We start from the raw sequence: 16,715 nt of genomic DNA on the forward strand, positions 1-16,715 counted from the left end.
CTAACCCCACACCACGCCGGCGTCTGGTTTCGCCGTAGCCATCCGCGGCGGCCGCACCACGGTCACGGTGCAGCTCGCCTCCGCCGCCACCTTGGCCGAGACGCTGCCGAGCAGCGTGCGCCTGAAAGAGCTCTGCCGCGCGCCGATGATGACATGGTCGACCTGGTTGACCTCGGCGAATTCCAGCAGCGCAGCAGCGGAATCGACCGCCTCGAGCACATGAACCGACAGCCGGCTCTCGTCCAGCTTCAAGGGCGTCGCCCAATGCCGGAGCGCAACGAGACGATCGATGTGCTTGTTGGAGCCCTGCTCGTCCAGTGTCTTGTCGATCGCGATGCGGTTCAGCTTCAGCACGTTGACGCAAGCCAGCCGCGCCGACGGCAGCGTGGCAAGAATGCGCTCCGTCGTCACGCGCAGCGCCTCGTTCAGCTCGGCCGCACCTTCCTCCGTGTCGAGCGCAACCGCGAGGATCGGGCTCGAAGCGATCTGCTCCGCGACATCCGATTTCGCCCGCGGCGGCTTGACATCCTGGTTGAAGCGGCGCCGCCAGGCCACACTGAGGGGATCGCGTTTCATCCGCTCCGAACGCGCCGTCAGCTTGACCTGGTTCGGATGGGCGAGATCGAAGGCGAGCTGGGCCGCGGTCGGATAGCGCCAGACCGGCTCGATCTCCAGGCACCGCAACACCACCTCCTGGAGCCAGGGCGGATAGTCGGCGCGCAGGCTTCGCGGCGGATATGGATCGCGCCACAGCCGCCGCCGCATCGCGCGCAGCGTCTCGCCCTCGCCGAAGGGACGTTCGCCGGTGGTGAAGAAATAGAGCAGCACGCCGAGAGAGAACAAATCGCTGCGCGGATCGTCGCGCGCCCCTAACAGCCGCTCCGGCGCCATATAGGGCGCGGTGCCGTAGGGCAGGCGGAATTCCTCCTGCAGCAGATCAGGCAGATGGTCGTGATGGGACAGGCCGTAGTCGATCAGCACGGCCTCGCCGCTCTCACGGAACATGACGCTGCTGGGCTTGATGTCGTGATGGATCACGCTCTGCCGGTGCAGATCGGCGAGCGCGGCTGCAATCTTCGCGACCAGCAGGCCCGCCTCCTCGTAAGGCAGTGGCAGATCAGGCAGCCGCTTGTAGAGCGTGGTACCGGGAATGCGCTCGATCACGGCATAGGCCTGACGGGCGAAATCGCCGGTGCCGTAGCAGTGCGGCACGTGCGGACCTGCGAGCCGCGGCAGGATCATCATCTCCATCTCGAACGAGACGATTGCGGCGGGATCTTCGCCTTCCGATACCCGCGGCACCTTCATCAAAAGCGGCACATCGATGCCGGGATGGGTGACGGTCCACAGCGTCGCCATGCCGCCGGCATGGACGCATTCGCCGATCGTGTAGCCGTCGATCTCGGCGCCAGATTTGACCAGGGATTTGGGCATCTAGCGTCCCTGCGACAGTCGATCGGCGAGCCAGGGCGGCAGGCCGTTCTCGCGGATCTTGTTCGCCGCGCTCGCGATGTCATAGGGCACGCGGCAATAGGTGATCTGGCACGAGACCGTGTCGAACAGCCCGAACGATGCCGACGGATCGCCGTCGCGGGGCTGGCCCACCGAGCCGAGCACCGCGAGCCACTGCCGCCCGCGCAGGAGCTGCACCGGAACGTCGGTCTTTGGCACGAAGCTCGTCATCTTCGCGGTGACCGACATCGAATAGAGCGCGGGGCGATGAATGTGGCCGCAAAAGGTGACATGAGCAGGCGTCGCGATCAGGCTCTTGGCCGCATCCGCGGTCGAGCGGACGTAGTGCCAGCGCTTCGGGCTCGAGGCCTCCGAATGCACGAACAGGCGATCGCTGTCCTCCACAAGCATCGGCAGCTCGGACAGGAACCGCCGCTGTGCCGCGTCGAGCCGTCTGCGCGTCCACTCGATCGCGATTTGGGCCTCGCTGTTCATGCTCTCGGTGGTCGTGTTGACGGCTTCGTCATGGTTGCCGCGCACGGCAACGGCGCCGTGGGCGACCAGATCCATGGCGGTATCCACGACCCATTCCGGGTCGGCGCCATAGCCGACGAAATCGCCGAGCAGGATGAACCGCTCCGCGCCTTTCGCGCGCGCCACCTTCAGGCACGCCTCGAACGCCTGCCGGTTGCCGTGGATATCCGAGAAAACAGCGAGAAGCACGCACCCTCCACCCTCACATTCTTATTGAAAGCCGATAAAGCCAATTTGAGGGAGGTCAACAGGATGCGCCAGCGCGGGCCGGTTGACCAGCGCCGCACTGCTGCAATGGTGAAGGGCCTATTGCTCGTCCTTGGGCGGCATCCGGGGTGGCGGCAGTGGAGTGAATACCGTACCTTGCGCGCCTGCCGGCGGGGCATTGAACTCCCCGGTCGAGGAATCGCCGCCGCTGGTCTCGAGGATGGCCTTGGGCGTCACATATTCCCTGACCATGTCGATCAGGCTGCCCTCGCCGCCGCCAAAGTCGGCCGCGCGCCCGCCTTGCGGATGGCCAGCTGCGATCTCGTTCTCCGCTGCATGCGTCTTGTCGGCCAGGGTGTCGTTGTAGGGTACGCGGAAGGCCCGCGGAACGCCGCTCGGGCGATGATCTTCGTCGAGCTCCTCGACCCACAGATAGATCGAGCCGGGATCACCCTCCAGTGAATGCGGCTCCACGATCCGCGCCTTGAGCAGCTTGAAGGTCGCAGGCAGCCGGTCGCTGCTGGCCCAGCCGAGCAGCCCACGCATCTCGGTGAAGCTGACGACATAGAAGGCGCTGGTCACGACCACCGCCACCGCTTTCAGCGACCAATGCAGCCGCGCATAGACCAGCACGACCAACAGGAGTGCGCCGATCACGGCGTAGGCGACCGACAGCGATAGAATGACCGTCTGCAAATTAATCACGACGGATCCTCGTCGCGTTCCTGCTCACGCCGGTCCTCGGGTCGAGATCGGCCCCATTGCGCCAGGTGCTACGAAACGTCTCCATCAGCGATTTCGGCCGCTGGCTCACATCGATGACCTTCCCCTCGGCATCGAGCCGGAACCGCACCGCGGTCTTCTCGTCGCCGGTGTGGTCGAGCGTGAACTTGTCGTCGAAGATCACCTGCGCGGTCGGATTGAGCTTTTGCACCTTCACATTGGCGGTCACCGGCTCGCCGGTCGTGGCGACGAAATGCGAGACGTTGACGGTGTATTCGCCGGGGACGATGCCGCGCAGCGTGACGATCTCCTCGCGGATCGGTGAAGCGATCTTCTTGCCGTTGACCATGATGAAATCGTTGGCCCCGCCGCGATCGTCGCGGTCGAGCGTGAGGAAGCCGGCCTCGCGGTGGCGATACCAGGCGATGTTGCCGGCGGGGTCCTGCACGAACAGATCGAGATCATCAGGATGATTGTCCGGCCAGTCGAGCGTGATCATGAACTCCGCCTTGGAGTCGATCTTGCCGTCCTTGGCATCGGGCGAGACCGCGAGCAGCGCGAGGAAGAACAGGAAGGCGACCACCTGGAGCGCCTTGAACAGCATCACGCCCAGCGGATCGAACGGCTCCTCGCGCGGATAGAGGCCGAAATCATCCATCATGACGACGTTCCAGCGCCCTCATTTCCAGCGCCCTTGCGTTCGAGAACCGGCGTCACATAGGTCTCGGTCAGGACCACGGCATCGGAGAATACCCGTTGGGTCGCGGCATCGAGCATGTAGTACTGGATGCGGACCAGGATGGAGCCGACGAGGCCGGCCAACGTGGTGTACATCGCGACCGCCATTCCGTCGCTCATCAGCCCCATCGAGGAGCGCATCGCAACCTTGTCGGCGGCGTCCAGTCCGGCGATCGGCGCCAGCATGATGATGAAGCCGATGATGGTGCCGAGCAGGCCGAGCTTCATCAACGTGTCGGAGACGAAGGCGCCGAACCCGTTGGAGCCGCGCAGGCGGTCGGCGAGCGTCCGCAACAGCAGCGTCTGGTCGACCGGGCGGTAGTCCTGCGCTGCGGCTTTCGTCACGAGGCTCTCGATGTGGTCCCGCACCAGCCCGCGCGGCAGCGCAGGCGCGCTCGCATCGAGCACCTTGCTTCCCTCGGGCGCCGCCAGCACCGCGCGGCAGCGTCGCGCCGCGGCTCCTTCGCGGGCGATCGACCGCGTCCGCAGGAAGCAGTGGCCGCAGGTGACGAGATAAAGCACCGCGATCACGCTCGAAATGTAGGTGCGGTCCGAGGTCAGCATCAGATGGATCAGGCCGAACCGCCACAGCAGCACGACGGCGAAGATCGACAGCCCGGTGAAAATCATCCAGAACAGCAACGCGCTGCGCTCGGATGGGTCGGTCGCAGTGCTCGCGATCGGTCCAATCGTCATCGAACTCATGCTGCGCTGCTCCTGACTGGCAGGGACTGGCCTGCAACGATTCCATCCCGATTAGATCAAAGCCGCCGCTTCAGGTCCAAAGACCCATGCCCAATCCGGCTTGGGAAATTTGCCCGAGCTGCAATCCCTGCCATTCCCTGCGATTGGCAAGGCGCGACGGCGTTGTTAGGCTGAGCTTACCAAACTTTGGGGTGATCGCATGCGCCTCGTGCTTCAGCTTGTCGCCCGTCTGCTTCTCATCGTTGCGCTGTGCCTCGGCGCGGCAACCGTGTGGGCCACGTTCGATGCCTATCGCAGCGTTGACCGGGCGACGGCGGCCTCCGCGCAGCGGGTCGCGCTGGCGCTTCAGGGCCTGTATTGGCACGAGTTGTTGCTGCGCAGCAGCAGAATGCGCGAGCATCTCGTTCCGGTTCCGGAGTGGCGCACGCTGGAGACGATGAAGCTCATCTCGCCCGGTATCTGCGTCGAGTTCCAGCCGGCAACTGCATTCGAAAGACCGCTCTGCGGTCAAAGCCAGGGGATCGGCCGGACGCCGCCAGGCTGGTTCGCGACGATCGTTCCGACCTTCCTTGGCAGCCATGCCGAAGTGGTGCGGCCCGTCAGCCCTCGCGCGGCAGCCGCCGGAACAGTGGTTGCGACGCCGGATCAAGCGGCCTCCATCTCGCTCGCCTGGGAGTACATCCTCAACGTGATCGACGTCGCGCTGCTGATGGCGGCAGCGATCGCACTGCTCGCCTCGCTTGCGATCGCGCACACGCTGGCACCGGCACGCGCCATTGTTCTCTCGCTGCAACGCATGGCGCGCGGCCAGTACCGCACAAGGCTGCCGCGCTTCCGCTCCATGGAGCTTGCCATGATCGGCGGCGCCGTCGATGCGCTCGGCGGCCGGCTCGAAGAGGCCACCGAACAGCGCGCCACTCTGACGCGGCGCCTGATCGAGATCCGCGACGACGAGCGACGCGCGCTCGCCCGCGAGCTGCATGACGAATTCGGCCAAAATCTCTCGGCGATCCTCGCTTTCGCCAACACGATCGAGAGGGCGAGCACGCAGCAAAACAAGGACAAAGGCATCGCGCAGGATGCGCGGATGATTTCGCAGGCCACGCACCATCTGATGGCCTCGCTCCGCGACACACTGAAGCGACTGCGCAATCCCCTGCCCGAGGAGCTCGGCCTGGAAGCGAGCCTCGTCAACCTCGTCGACAACTGGCGCTCGCAGAACGCGACGCAGCCGACGATCCAGCTCGACCTCAAGGGGGATCTCACCGACATCAACGGTCCGGCCGCGACGACCGCCTATCGCGTCGCCCAGGAATGCCTGACCAACGCGCTGCGCCACGGCGCGGCGCGCGAGATCTCGTTGCACGTGGAGCGCCGCGCCGGCGAGGACGATGCACTGCTGATTCGCGTCGAGGACGATGGCGGCGGCGATGCGGCCCGCGTGGAACGGTCGGCCGGCTTCGGCCTCACCGGCATCCGCGAGCGCGTGACGGCGGCCGGCGGCTCGCTGTCGATCCTGCCCGCAAGCCGCGGCCTCAGCGTCGCCGCGACGATCCCGCTCGCTGCGTGAGGCCGTCGTGAACGAGGTCGCAGCAACAGGCATCTCGGTGCTGCTGGTCGACGACCACCCGATCGTCCGCCAGGGCTACCGCCGCGTGCTGGAAAGCCAGGGCGATCTCCACGTCGTCGCGGAAGCCGACAACGCCGCGGATGCGTACTCCGCTTTCAAGGCGCACGACCCCGACGTTATCGTCATGGACATCTCGATGCCCGGCGCCAGCGGGCTCGAGGCGATCCGCAACATCCGTGCGCGCAATCCGCGGGCGCGCATCCTTGTGTTCACCATGCATAACGAGGCCGTGCTGGTGAAAGCTGCCTTCAATGCCGGTGCCTCCGGCTTCGTCACCAAGAGCAACGCGCCCACCGCCGTCGTCGACGCAATCCGCGGCGTCGCGCGTGGCGAACGTGCCATGAGCGATGACATCGCGCATGTGCTGGCGGAGGACAGTTTGTCGGCAGGCTCGGCGCTGGATCAATTGGGCGAGCGCGAAATCGAGATTTTGCGTCAGTTCGCCGGGGGCGCGACGACCGAGCAGATCGCGACGCATCTCAATCTCAGCGTCAAGACGGTGCAGAATTATCACTATCTGATCAAGACCAAGACCGGCGCGCGCACGGACGCGCAACTCGTGCGGTTGGCCGCGACTTGCGGGCTGACCAAGATCTAGATTCGGGCGGTAGTGAAGCGCGCCTTCTTCCTTCTCCCACAAGGGGCGAGGGAAAAGAGCGCTAAGCCTTCAACCCGCGCAGCAACAGCGCGAGCGTCGCGTCGACGCGCGCGGGCAGCTCAGCATCTTTCCATTCATCGGCATGGGCAGGATGGTGGAAGCGGCAGGTGGCATCGAACAGCGCGCGCGCCGTCGCCTTGACGTCGATCGCCGCGAACGCGCCCTGCTTGACGCCGTCGGCCAGGATCACGGCGATCTGGTCGATCATGGTGTCCTTGTGGCACTTGACGGCTGCGCAGGCCTCGCGCGCCAGCGTCAGATAGGTCTCGAACATTTCGGGGTCGTCGAGCACGCGCGAGCGCTTGGCGGCGAACAGCGTGCGCAGCCAGCGGTCGAGCCTGTCGGGCGCAGGTCCCTGCTCCTTGGTGATCGCCAGGAGCGGCGCATCGATGCGGTCGAGCCAGCGTTTGGCGACGGCCTCGCGCAGCGAAGCCTTGCTCGGGAAATGGCGATAGACGCTGCCGTGGCTCACATCGAGCGCGCGGGCAACGTCGACCACTGTGGCCTTGGCAAGTCCGTAGCGCCGCAACACGTCCTCGGTGACTTCGAGGATCCGCTCCGGCGTCAAGACAACGGCTTCGTTCATGCCAGCACCATGTTCCCGTTCAGGGTCCAGTTTTCCGGCGATGGATGCTTAGCGAAGCGCCCATACCGGTCGGTTCGGAAAGCGTCTCGCCTCAATGAGGCAGTTTTGCAGCCTGCGCCGCGATCTGGCGCGCGACCAGCAAATTGAGCCAATGCCCAATCGTGCCGGTGAAGTTGATGATTTCGGTCGTCATTTTCTTAGGTCTCCATTCGTCCGCGGTCCCCGCCTCCAAAACACGTCCCTCGATCCACGCTTGTTTCGGATCTCGGGCTCCCCAAGGAGGAATGACCACGGGACGCCCAATCGGAGCGTCCGGGAACGGATATACACGTCTCGCTGACAGATTTCAATATCTGTTAATCAATGACCCGTGACTGACAGTTAATTTTTACTCCTAGCGCTGCCAGCTCTGGCGAAGCCCCGTCACTCGCCGAGCCCAGCGGACAATGATACCATTCACTCGATCATCCCCCGCCACCTTGCTGCGCCGTTTGTTTCGCCCTCCCCCTCTGCCAAATGACGGCGTAGAAAGCATCATGACCGGCGTCGCACCCTTGGGCCGCGCTACGCTAACCCGCCCTAAGAAGAAGAACGGACCAGCCCCATGCCCATCGTCAACCGCATCGCCGCCCTCTCCGATGAAATGGCCGCCTGGCGCCATGACTTCCACGAAAATCCGGAGCTGCTCTACGAAGTCCATCGCACCGCCGGCATCGTCGCCGACAAGCTGCGCGAGTTCGGCTGCGACGAGGTGGTGACGGGCATCGGCCGCACCGGCGTCGTCGGCGTGATCCGCGGCCGCAAATCGTCCTCCGGCAAGGCGATCGGCCTGCGCGCCGACATGGACGCGCTGCCCATCATGGAAACCGCCGACGTGCCCTATGCCTCGAAGATCCCGGGCAAGATGCACGCCTGCGGCCATGACGGCCACACCGCGATGCTGCTGGGCGCTGCAAAGTACCTCGCCGAGACGCGTAATTTCGACGGCACCGCGGTCGTGATCTTCCAACCCGCCGAGGAAGGTGGCGGAGGCGGCAAGGCCATGGTCGAGGACGGCCTCATGACACGCTGGAACATCGAGCAGGTCTACGGCATGCACAACATGCCGGGCCTGCCCGAGGGGCATTTCGCCACGACTCCAGGCCCGCTGCTCGCCTCCTCCGACAACATCCGCATCACCGTCCGCGACAAGGGCGGCCATGCCGGCGCCACTCCGCATCAAGCCATCGACAGCGTGCTGATCGGCTCGCAGATCGTCAACGCGCTGCAATCGATCGTCGCGCGCAATATCGATCCGCTGAAATCGGCGGTGATCTCGATCACGCAATTCCACGCCGGCACCGCCTTCAACATCATTCCGGAGACCGCCGAGCTCAGCGGCACCGTGCGCACGCTCGATCCCGACGTGCGCGATCTCGTCGAGCGCCGCATCGGCGAGGTCGCCGACAGCGTCGCCCGTGCCTATGGCGGCTCGGCAGAGACGAAATATTCGCGGATGTATCCGGTGACCCTGAATCACGCGCGCGAAGCCGGCGTCGCCGCCGACGTTGCCCGCGACATCGTCGGTTCCGAGCGCGTCAACGACCGCATCATCCCGATGATGGGCGCGGAGGATTTCTCGTTCATGCTGGAGGCGCGCCCCGGCGCGATGGTGCTGGTCGGCATGGGCGACAGTCCAGCATGTCACCACCCGGCCTACGTCTTCAACGACAACATCCTCGGCCACGGCGCCTCGTTCTGGGTGCGCCTGATCGAGACGGCGATGCCGGCCTAAAACGATCATTGGGTGGGTTGGCTCTGGGGCGTAACCCACCCTGCGACGCTAAAGCGGGATGAGGTTAGGTTGAATCGATTTGGGATTCCCAAATCAGTGTGTTTCTGATTCACCATGCTGGCTGGATAGGAGGCCAGCATGGATGGGCAAGCCTTATTCTCTGGATCTTCGCAAGCGCGTGGTGGCGGCAATCGAGGGCGGGATGTCCCGCAATCGAGCCGCCAAGCAGTTTGGGGTGGCGATCAGCACGGCCATCGGCTGGATGAAGCGGGTCGATAAGACCGGCAGTGTCGAGCCTGGCCAGATCGGTGGCTACAAGCCGAAGGCAATTTCGGGCGAGCACGCGATCTGGCTGTCGCAGCGGATCAAGGACGGCGATTTCACCATACGGGGTCTCGTCGCCGAGCTTGGCGGACGCGGCCTGAAGGTCGACTACCACTCGGTGTGGGATTTCGTGCATGCCGAGAAGCTCAGCTTCAAAAAAAAGCGTGGCGGCTGGCGAACGCGATCGACCGGAGGTCGCACGGCGGCGAGCCCAGTGGGCAAAGTATCAAGGTCGCGTCGAAGCTGAGCGGCTGGTCTTCATCGACGAGACCTGGACCAGGACCGATATGGCGCCCTTGCGGGGCTGGGCGCCGCGCGGACACAGACTTCACGCCAAGGTTCCCCACGGCCGCTGGAAGACCATGACTTTCCTGGCGGCCCTGCGCCATGACCGGATTGATGCGCCATGGTTCATCGAGGGGCCGATCGATGGCGTGAGCTTTCGCACCTATGTCGAGAAGGTTCTTCTGCCCGTTCTGCGACCCGGCGATATCGTCATCCTGGATAACCTCGGCAGCCACAGGAGCAAAGCAGTGCGCCAGCTCATCCGTTCGGTCGGCGCCAAGCTCTTCTTCCTGCCAAAATACTCGCCCGACCTGAACCCGATCGAACAGGTCTTCGCCAAGCTCAAGCACCTCGTCCGCAAAGCTGCCGCGCGAACCGTCGACACCGTCTGCGCCGCAATCGGCCACGCACTCGATGCCTTCACATCCGAGGAATGCGCCAACTACCTGAAAAACTCAGGCTATCGAACTTAATACCATCACGCTTTAGGCCTGGACCACCTCGTGCCGCATCACGAACGGCGCGAGCAGCGTGTGCACCTCGTTGGCAACGGGCTCACGCTGGTCCGGCGGCAGCCCAGCCAGCGTGACGGTCGCGATCGAACCGTGGCTGCCGTGGGCACCGACCTTCACCTTGCAGTCGATGCCGCGCTCGCTGAGCGGCGTCAGCACCTTGGTGAACACGCGCTGCGCCGCGTCCCAGCGCAGCTGCGGCTTGAACACCTTGCCGACGCCGGTGACCGGCATCGGGTCGATCGGAATGACCTGCACCGGCACCGCCGCACGCTCCGGCGTACGCTCACGCACCCACGTCTCGAGCTCGCCGGGCTCGACCGTCGCGCCGGGCTTGAGCTGCACGTAACCCACCGGCAATTCGCCGGCGTAAGCATCGGGCTGGCCCACCACCGCGGCAAAGCCGACGGCGGGATGGCGGAACATGATCTCCTCGATCGGTGCCGGATCGATGTTGTGACCGCCGCGGATCACGAGATCCTTGGCGCGGCCGGTGATCCAGAGATAACCGTCGGCGTCCAACCGGCCGAGGTCGCCGGAATTGACCCACACCTTATCGACGAAGGCGCCCTTGTTGTGGGCTTCGTTGAGATAGCCGCCGAACACGCCGGGGCCGGCCATGATGACGACGCCGATCTCGTCGGGCTTGCAGTCGCGGATGAGATTGCCATCGGCGTCGAGTTGCACGATGCGCACGCGCGCGTAAGGCATGGGCAGCCCCACCGAGCCGAGCCGGATCGGTCGCGACGGATAGGCGAGCGTGTGGACGCTCGACGTCTCGGTCATGCCGTAGACCTCGACCACCGGCAGCTTGAGCTTCTCCTGGATCGCGGATCCCACGGCAACGGGAATGGCCGAACCGCCGCCGGCGGCATATTTCAGGCTGGAGATGTCGGCATTTCCCGGCGGCACCGCGAGCGCTGCGGCGAGCACCGTCGGCACGCTCGACAGCGCCTCGACCTTGAAGCGTTCGACCAGGCCCCAGATGTTCTTCACGGCGTTCGGATTGCGCCAGCCGCTCGGCGACAGCACGACCAGCGAGCCGCCGGCAGACAGCGTCAGCAGCACTTGCGTCAGCGAGCCGCCGACGTGAAACAGCGGCATGCCGAACAGCATGTTCGCGCCGGGCTTCGCCTTCAGCAGCAGGTTGAGCGCCCAGGCCTGATAGACTTGGTTGGCATGGGTGTGCCGCACCAGCTTTGGCGTGCCGGTGGTGCCGCCGGTATGGAAATAGGCAGCGATGTCGCTGCCGAGAATCTTGCGCCCGCTGACAAGCCGGTCAGCCGGTTGCTGATTGATCAGATCGTTGAACGCGAAAATTCCGTTGGCAGGATCGCCGCCACCGGCCACCTGCACGATTGCCTTGAGGTGCTTGAGTGAGGGGCGGATCTGCTCGACCTTCTGCCAGATATCGGTCCCCGGCATCGGCCCAAGCGCCACCAGGATCTTCGTGTTCGCCGCTTCCAGGATTTCCGCGATCTGGTGCGGCTCCAGCAGCGGGTTGACGGGATTGGCGATGCCGGCCGCCTCGGCGCCGAACAGCGTCACGAAGGCATCGGGCAGCAGCGGCAACATAAAGGAGATGACGTCGCCCTTCTCCGCGCCCAGCGCGTGAAACATATTGGCGGCCTGCGTGACGCGCGCGACGAAGTCGCGGTAGGTGACGACAAGCGGCGTGTCAGAGGGATCGGCGTTTTGCAGAAACTGGATCGCCGCGCCGTCGGGATTTCGCGCGGCGCCGAGCCTGATGGCATCATAGGTACTCTCGGCCGCAACCCTTTCAGCATAGGGGACCTGCTCGAAGGCCCGGACTTCCTCGTCCGTCAAAAGCTCCGGATAGTCGTTGCCGATGAACCGATCGAGCGCGTGGATGCCCGCCATGGAATTCCGTCCTCCCTCAGATCCAGTCCCTCGCCGCCTGTCTTTTGACATTTGGTTCGGCGGGGTCTCGACCGAATGGCCGATCGAGCGGGAGCACAATGATGGATGATTTGGCGTTCGTCCATTGTCTGCCTGCTGCGGCGATAAACCTCGCCTGAGAGCTTTTGAACCTCCCCGCCCGATCCGGGGACCAAGAACAGGCATTGGACTCGTCTGCCAGCGTCCTGCCGCAAGACTTGAGGTGATCATGACCACGCCCCTGCGGGACCGCGCCACACGGCTGATCCTCGCCTTCGCCATGACATCGGTGATCTCGGCAGCGACGGTCGTCTTGCCACACGCCGCGCGCGCAGAGGACCAGTTCGACAAGATGCGCGCCAAGATCGCGGCCTTTGTCGGCGACAAGATGGAAAAGCTGGGCGGCTCGCGCATCATCTACAAGGTGGACGGCGACGCCTTGCGCGAGAGCGTCGTCACGGATCTGCGCGACGACGTCTACAAGACCTTGCACGACGGCCATATCGCGTTCTCCAATCTTGCGATCCGCGATGGCGGCGTCGATGTGAAGATCGCGGACGCCAAGGGACGCGACCAGCTGGCGCGCAAGCTCGCCTCTGCCGCGGAGGGATTGCCGTCGCATGCAGTTGCCGTGACCGACGGCGGTGACGGTGCGGTCCGGCTCGCGCCGACCGATGCCGCTTCCAGGGCGCGGCTGAACGAACTGGTCGAAGATTCCATCGCGATGATCGAACAGCGCCTCAAGGATGCCGGCATCAAGCTCGTCAGCGTCGTCCCTGACGGGACTGACCGTATCCGCATCTTCCTGCCGGGAGTGACCGACCCCGAACGTATCACCGCGATCTTCGCCCGGAAGGTCAAGGTCAGCTTCCGCCAAATCGATGCCTCGATGTCCGCAGAGCAGGCGCAATCCGGCACGCCGCCGGAGGGCTCTGAAGTGCTGCTCGGCTTCAAGGACAAGCGGCCCTATCTGGTCGCCAAGGAGAGTTCTAAGGACAGCGCGCTCGACGGCAACGACATCAGCTATGCGGCGCCCGGCTTTGCTAGCGGCACCAAGGATCCAGTCGCCCAGTTCCGCTTCAACGGGCGCGGTGCGCGGCGCTTCGCCCACCTCACCGAAGAAAATGTCGGCCAAGCCCTGGCCATCGTGCTCGACGACAAAGTGATCTCCGCGCCCGTGATCCGCGAGCCCATCACCGCCGGCTCGGTGCAGATATCAGGCAACTTTACCCTCGAGGAGGCCAACAGCGTGGCCATGCTGCTGCGCGCAGGCGCCCTGCCCGGGCACCTGACACTCGTCGAGCAGCAGGTCGTCCAGCCCGGCGCCAAGCCTTAGGGCTTGCCGGGCCGCCTGTTAGTGCCGACCGCCCGCCCCTGACGCCGGGCTCGGCCTAGCGGCGCCGGCCCGAATCACGGGCGCGCCGGGATCATGCACGCAACCAACGGGCAATTGCCGAAACGGCCGATCAGGCTAAAATTTGTCCCTTGCGGCAGGGCGACCGAAGGCTTCATTTCAAGCGGTCGTCATTCGATTTCGGCTATACGTGCCGCGGATACCGACCAGCACTGAAGGCCTTACGCGAGGTTCGTACCATGCCGTCCGGCAGCGCAGACATTTCCTCGATCCTCGACCGCATTCTCGATGCGGCCACGGATAATCTCAGGATCGCGAAAGTCCTGGTCCAGATGGGCCTCGATCCCAACAACGTCACCTGGGACGCAATCTTCAACCGGCTGCTCGAGATCTTCGTCCACAACATCACGCTGGCCAATTTGTTCGCCACGATCGGCGCCGGCTTCTTCGTCGCCACCCTCCTGATGCGGACAATGGTGCCCCTGCGCGTCGCCAACATGATCGGCTGCGCATTCTTCGCCATCTTCGGAGCACTCTCCGCCAACGTCTCGACGTTCCTGCTCTATCTGCTGATGCTTCCGATCAACGCACTGCGCCTGCGGCAGATGCTCAAGCTGGTCAAGAAAGCGCGGCATGCGGCCGAAGGCGACATGTCGATCGAATGGCTGAAGCCGTTCATGACCGAGCGCAAATATCGCCACGGTGACACGCTGTTCAAGCTCGGCGATCCGGCCAAGGAGATGCTGCTCACGGTGACCGGCAAGTTCCTGGTCAAGGAGATCGGCGTCGAGATCGGGCCCGGCGCGCTGATGGGCGAGCTCGGCTTCCTCACGCCGGACAACCGGCGCACCGGAACGATCGAATGCGTCGAAGACGGCCAGGTGCTGACGATCACCTATGACCGCCTGCTCGAGATCTACTTCCAGGATCCGCAGTTCGGCTATTATTTCCTGGTGCTGACCAGCCAGCGCCTCCTGCAGAACATCGATCGCCTGCAGAAGCAGCTGGCCGCGGCGCGGGCCGCGACCACGAACAAGATCGCCTGATCGCGGCTCAGCTGAGCAGCAGCGTCATTTCAGGATCGCCCTTCTCCATCGCACGCCGGTAGGCCGGACGCGCACTGACGCGGCCGAGATATCTGACCACGTTCGGGCAGCGCGAAAGATCGTAGGGCTGGAAGTAGCGCATCGTGGTGAGCGTGAAGACGGTCATGATGTCGGCCGTGGTGAAGCTGCTGCCCGCCAGATATTCGGCGTCGCGCACGCGCGCATCGACGAGATCGAATGCGCGGTCGATCCGCGCTTTGGTCGCGACCAGCATCGGATTGTCCTCGGTGAGCTTGAGCCGGTTCAGCAGCATCAAGCGGCCCATGCCGGCCTGCAGGGTGCCGTTGGCGAAGTGAAACCAGTACAGGAATTGCGCGAAGTCGGGATCATCGACGCGGAGCGCGAGGCGGCCATCGCCGTATTTGGCGATGATGTAGTCGACGATGGCGCCGGATTCGGCGAGCAGGAGATCGCCGTCGGTGATGACGGGCGCAGCTCCGATCGGATGCAGCGCCTTGTAGTCGGGCGGCGCCAGCATGGTGACGGAATCGCGCGCATAGCGCTTCAGCTCGTAAGGGATCCCGAGCTCCTCGCACAGCCAGACGATGCGTTCGGATTGCGATTTGCCGAGATGGTGCACGGTGAGCATGGGCGTCTCCCTTGCGGCCGCAAATTGGATGAGCCGCGACGCCGCATCATACGCTGTCATTGCGAACGCAGCGAAGCAATCCGGACTGCCTACCCCACCTCGTCCGTCACCATCCGCGCCACGACGCGGTCGCGGCGGATGAAGTGGTGCCAGAGGGCCGCGACGACGTGGACCGCAATCAACGCCAGCAGCACATAGGCGAGGAAGATGTGGCGGTCCTCAAAGGCGTCCGCCGCCGCCTTGTCCGGAGAGGTGAATTGCGGCACGTGAAACAGGCCGAAGAAGTCCGAGTAGCTGGTCGCACGCGCGCCCGAATGCGCCCAGCCCATCATCGCGACCAGGATCACCACGAGGTAGAGCGCGCCGTGGCTGACGCGTGCCGCGATCTTCTGCCAGCGCAGGGACTCGGCCGGCGGCGCCGGCGTCGGGTTGATGGCGCGCCAGGCCAGGCGCAGCACCGTAAGCAGCAGGATCACATAGCCGATGTCGGCGTGGATCGAGCGGTAGAAGAACCTGTCGGCACGCGCCGGGATATGATTCATCCACCAGCCGAAGCCGATCATGCCGATGATCGCCAGCGCCAGGCCCCAGTGAAACCACCGCGCGATGCTCCCCCAACCGGCCGTCGTGTTTCTGATCATGTCAGCTCCCGAAAATTTGCGGATGTCCCAACCGCAGCGCAGCACGGCTGATAGCGGGAACGGGGGGCAAACACGAAATTGAATCGTTCCAAACCGGGCTCAGGCCGCCTCGGCCGCAAAACCGCCCCAAAAACCGAATGGTAACCATGACGGGCTAGGGTAGCGACGTGAGCAATTCCCCGACGATCCTGGTATTTGATTCCGGCCTTGGCGGCCTCACCGTGCTGCGTGAGGTCGTGGCCGCGCGCCCCGACGCGCATTATACCTACGTCGCCGACGACGCCTTCTTCCCCTATGGCCATCACAGCGAGGACGAGATCATCGCCCGCGTCGTGCCGCTGATGGGGGAGCTGATCGGCACCCATGATCCTGATCTCGTCGTCATCGCCTGCAATACGGCGTCCACCCTGGTCCTATCGCATTTGCGTGCCGCTTATTCCGTGCCCTTCGTCGGCACGGTGCCGGCGATCAAGCCGGCCTGCGCCCGCTCGAAGACACGCCGCGTCTCCGTGCTCGGCACCAAGGGCACGGTGAAGCGCGAATACACCAAGGCGCTGATCCGCGATTTCGCGCTGGGATGCGAGGTCACGCTGGTCGGCTCGCCCGAGCTGGCCGCGCTTGCCGAGCGCGAGCTCAGTGGCCATCCAATCAGCGATGGCGACATCCTCGCCGAGCTCGCCCCCTGCTTCGTCGGCGACGCCGAAGACGCGGGCGCGCGCACCGACACGGTGGTGCTTGCCTGCACACATTATCCGCTCTTGCTGGACCGGATGGAAAAGCTCGCGCCCTGGCCCGTCGAATGGATTGATCCGGCACCAGCGATCGCCCGTCGCGTCTCCGATCTGCTCGGCCCGGGCGTCAGCGGCATCACGCAGTCCGGCGCCGAGATGATTTTCACATCGAAACGCGTGCATGGCCTCAACGCCACGCTGACGCCGTTCTTCGGCGGGCGCGCAGTCGCCTGATCTTGCGCCCCGGCGGCGCGCTGCTAGGCTCCG

General features: G+C 64.7%; 16 protein-coding genes. 7 read left to right on the top strand and 9 right to left on the bottom strand.

Annotation, left to right across the window (positions count from 1 at the left end; translation table 11 throughout):
* The 5 genes from QY049_RS00575 to QY049_RS00595 all read right to left on the bottom strand — a co-directional run bounded on the left by QY049_RS00575 (position 1) and on the right by QY049_RS00595 (position 4,359).
* Entirely contained in the window at positions 1 to 1,434 is a 1,434-nt protein-coding gene (locus tag QY049_RS00575; RefSeq protein WP_301268589.1) for a bifunctional serine/threonine-protein kinase/universal stress protein, read from the bottom strand.
* Positions 1,435 to 2,175, bottom strand: a complete 741-nt coding sequence (locus QY049_RS00580; protein ID WP_194481958.1) for a metallophosphoesterase — start codon at positions 2,173 to 2,175, stop codon at positions 1,435 to 1,437.
* A 117-nt stretch (positions 2,176 to 2,292) separates the two neighbouring features.
* Positions 2,293 to 2,898, bottom strand: coding sequence for a hypothetical protein (locus QY049_RS00585; protein WP_194481957.1), 606 nt, complete (start codon positions 2,896 to 2,898; stop codon positions 2,293 to 2,295).
* Complete coding sequence (locus tag QY049_RS00590) at positions 2,891 to 3,577, bottom strand: hypothetical protein (RefSeq protein WP_194481956.1); 687 nt, start codon at positions 3,575 to 3,577, stop codon at positions 2,891 to 2,893. The genes QY049_RS00585 and QY049_RS00590 overlap by 8 nt, the downstream gene beginning before the upstream one ends.
* The gene (locus QY049_RS00595; RefSeq protein ID WP_194481955.1) at positions 3,574 to 4,359 is read right to left on the bottom strand and encodes a MotA/TolQ/ExbB proton channel family protein; all 786 of its coding nucleotides are present in this window, start codon (positions 4,357 to 4,359) and stop codon (positions 3,574 to 3,576) included. The genes QY049_RS00590 and QY049_RS00595 overlap by 4 nt, the downstream gene beginning before the upstream one ends.
* Before the next feature lie 199 nt (positions 4,360 to 4,558).
* Here QY049_RS00595 and QY049_RS00600 point away from each other — a divergent pair, with 199 nt between their 5' ends.
* Positions 4,559 to 5,929, top strand: coding sequence for a sensor histidine kinase (locus QY049_RS00600; protein ID WP_194481954.1), 1,371 nt, complete (start codon positions 4,559 to 4,561; stop codon positions 5,927 to 5,929).
* A gap of 7 nt (positions 5,930 to 5,936) precedes the next feature.
* The gene (locus QY049_RS00605) at positions 5,937 to 6,587 is read left to right on the top strand and encodes a response regulator transcription factor (protein ID WP_194481953.1); all 651 of its coding nucleotides are present in this window, start codon (positions 5,937 to 5,939) and stop codon (positions 6,585 to 6,587) included.
* A gap of 61 nt (positions 6,588 to 6,648) precedes the next feature.
* Here the strand turns inward: QY049_RS00605 and QY049_RS00610 are convergent, their stop codons facing one another.
* Positions 6,649 to 7,233 carry a TetR family transcriptional regulator gene (locus tag QY049_RS00610; RefSeq protein WP_194481952.1) on the bottom strand — a complete coding sequence of 195 codons (585 nt, stop codon included), beginning with the start codon at positions 7,231 to 7,233 and terminating at the stop codon, positions 6,649 to 6,651.
* Between the two features lie 604 nt (positions 7,234 to 7,837).
* Between QY049_RS00610 and QY049_RS00615 the strand changes: the two genes are divergently transcribed.
* Together QY049_RS00615 and QY049_RS00620 are read left to right on the top strand one after the other, a co-directional pair.
* A complete protein-coding gene (locus tag QY049_RS00615; RefSeq protein WP_301268590.1) occupies positions 7,838 to 9,007 on the top strand; it encodes a M20 aminoacylase family protein in 1,170 nt (389 codons plus the stop codon).
* A gap of 142 nt (positions 9,008 to 9,149) precedes the next feature.
* Positions 9,150 to 10,089, top strand: a protein-coding gene (locus QY049_RS00620) for an IS630 family transposase (RefSeq protein WP_194476605.1) whose coding sequence is annotated in 2 segments (ribosomal slippage) — positions 9,150 to 9,496 and positions 9,495 to 10,089 — 942 coding nt in all. Because the reading frame shifts where the segments join, the coding sequence is not laid out codon by codon here.
* A gap of 12 nt (positions 10,090 to 10,101) precedes the next feature.
* On the opposite strand, the gene QY049_RS00625 is transcribed toward QY049_RS00620, so the two are convergent.
* Positions 10,102 to 12,009, bottom strand: coding sequence for an acyl-CoA synthetase (locus tag QY049_RS00625; RefSeq protein WP_301268591.1), 1,908 nt, complete (start codon positions 12,007 to 12,009; stop codon positions 10,102 to 10,104).
* A 247-nt stretch (positions 12,010 to 12,256) separates the two neighbouring features.
* On the opposite strand from QY049_RS00625, the gene QY049_RS00630 reads away from it, so the two are divergent.
* Positions 12,257 to 13,363 carry a preprotein translocase subunit SecD gene (locus QY049_RS00630; protein WP_301268592.1) on the top strand — a complete coding sequence of 369 codons (1,107 nt, stop codon included), beginning with the start codon at positions 12,257 to 12,259 and terminating at the stop codon, positions 13,361 to 13,363.
* 257 nt (positions 13,364 to 13,620) lie between these two features.
* On the top strand, positions 13,621 to 14,427 hold the full coding sequence (locus QY049_RS00635; RefSeq protein ID WP_194481948.1) for a Crp/Fnr family transcriptional regulator: 807 nt from the start codon (positions 13,621 to 13,623) through the stop codon (positions 14,425 to 14,427).
* 7 nt (positions 14,428 to 14,434) lie between these two features.
* Here the strand turns inward: QY049_RS00635 and QY049_RS00640 are convergent, their stop codons facing one another.
* Together QY049_RS00640 and QY049_RS00645 are read right to left on the bottom strand one after the other, a co-directional pair.
* Positions 14,435 to 15,076 (bottom strand): glutathione S-transferase family protein, encoded by a 642-nt coding sequence (locus QY049_RS00640; RefSeq protein ID WP_301268593.1) that lies wholly within the window; start codon positions 15,074 to 15,076, stop codon positions 14,435 to 14,437.
* An 89-nt stretch (positions 15,077 to 15,165) separates the two neighbouring features.
* Positions 15,166 to 15,717 carry a cytochrome b gene (locus tag QY049_RS00645; protein WP_301268594.1) on the bottom strand — a complete coding sequence of 184 codons (552 nt, stop codon included), beginning with the start codon at positions 15,715 to 15,717 and terminating at the stop codon, positions 15,166 to 15,168.
* A 167-nt stretch (positions 15,718 to 15,884) separates the two neighbouring features.
* On the opposite strand from QY049_RS00645, the gene murI reads away from it, so the two are divergent.
* The gene (gene murI / locus QY049_RS00650; protein ID WP_301268595.1) at positions 15,885 to 16,682 is read left to right on the top strand and encodes a glutamate racemase; all 798 of its coding nucleotides are present in this window, start codon (positions 15,885 to 15,887) and stop codon (positions 16,680 to 16,682) included.
* The last annotated feature ends 33 nt before the right edge of the window (positions 16,683 to 16,715 follow it).

Origin of the sequence: Bradyrhizobium sp. WYCCWR 13022 (assembly GCF_030435535.1) — a bacterium.
Taxonomy (GTDB): domain Bacteria; phylum Pseudomonadota; class Alphaproteobacteria; order Rhizobiales; family Xanthobacteraceae; genus Bradyrhizobium.

Excerpts from the sequence above, each read along its gene's own strand:
- QY049_RS00575 (WP_301268589.1), bottom strand. The coding sequence starts at position 1,434 with ATGCCCAAATCCCTGGTCAAATCTGGCGCCGAGATCGACGGCTACACG.
- QY049_RS00590 (WP_194481956.1), bottom strand. The coding sequence starts at position 3,577 with ATGATGGATGATTTCGGCCTCTATCCGCGCGAGGAGCCGTTCGATCCG.
- QY049_RS00595 (WP_194481955.1), bottom strand. The coding sequence starts at position 4,359 with ATGAGTTCGATGACGATTGGACCGATCGCGAGCACTGCGACCGACCCA.
- QY049_RS00600 (WP_194481954.1), top strand. The coding sequence starts at position 4,559 with ATGCGCCTCGTGCTTCAGCTTGTCGCCCGTCTGCTTCTCATCGTTGCG.
- QY049_RS00610 (WP_194481952.1), bottom strand. The coding sequence starts at position 7,233 with ATGAACGAAGCCGTTGTCTTGACGCCGGAGCGGATCCTCGAAGTCACC.
- QY049_RS00615 (WP_301268590.1), top strand. The coding sequence starts at position 7,838 with ATGCCCATCGTCAACCGCATCGCCGCCCTCTCCGATGAAATGGCCGCC.
- QY049_RS00625 (WP_301268591.1), bottom strand. The coding sequence starts at position 12,009 with ATGGCGGGCATCCACGCGCTCGATCGGTTCATCGGCAACGACTATCCG.
- QY049_RS00630 (WP_301268592.1), top strand. The coding sequence starts at position 12,257 with ATGACCACGCCCCTGCGGGACCGCGCCACACGGCTGATCCTCGCCTTC.
- QY049_RS00635 (WP_194481948.1), top strand. The coding sequence starts at position 13,621 with ATGCCGTCCGGCAGCGCAGACATTTCCTCGATCCTCGACCGCATTCTC.
- QY049_RS00640 (WP_301268593.1), bottom strand. The coding sequence starts at position 15,076 with ATGCTCACCGTGCACCATCTCGGCAAATCGCAATCCGAACGCATCGTC.
- QY049_RS00645 (WP_301268594.1), bottom strand. The coding sequence starts at position 15,717 with ATGATCAGAAACACGACGGCCGGTTGGGGGAGCATCGCGCGGTGGTTT.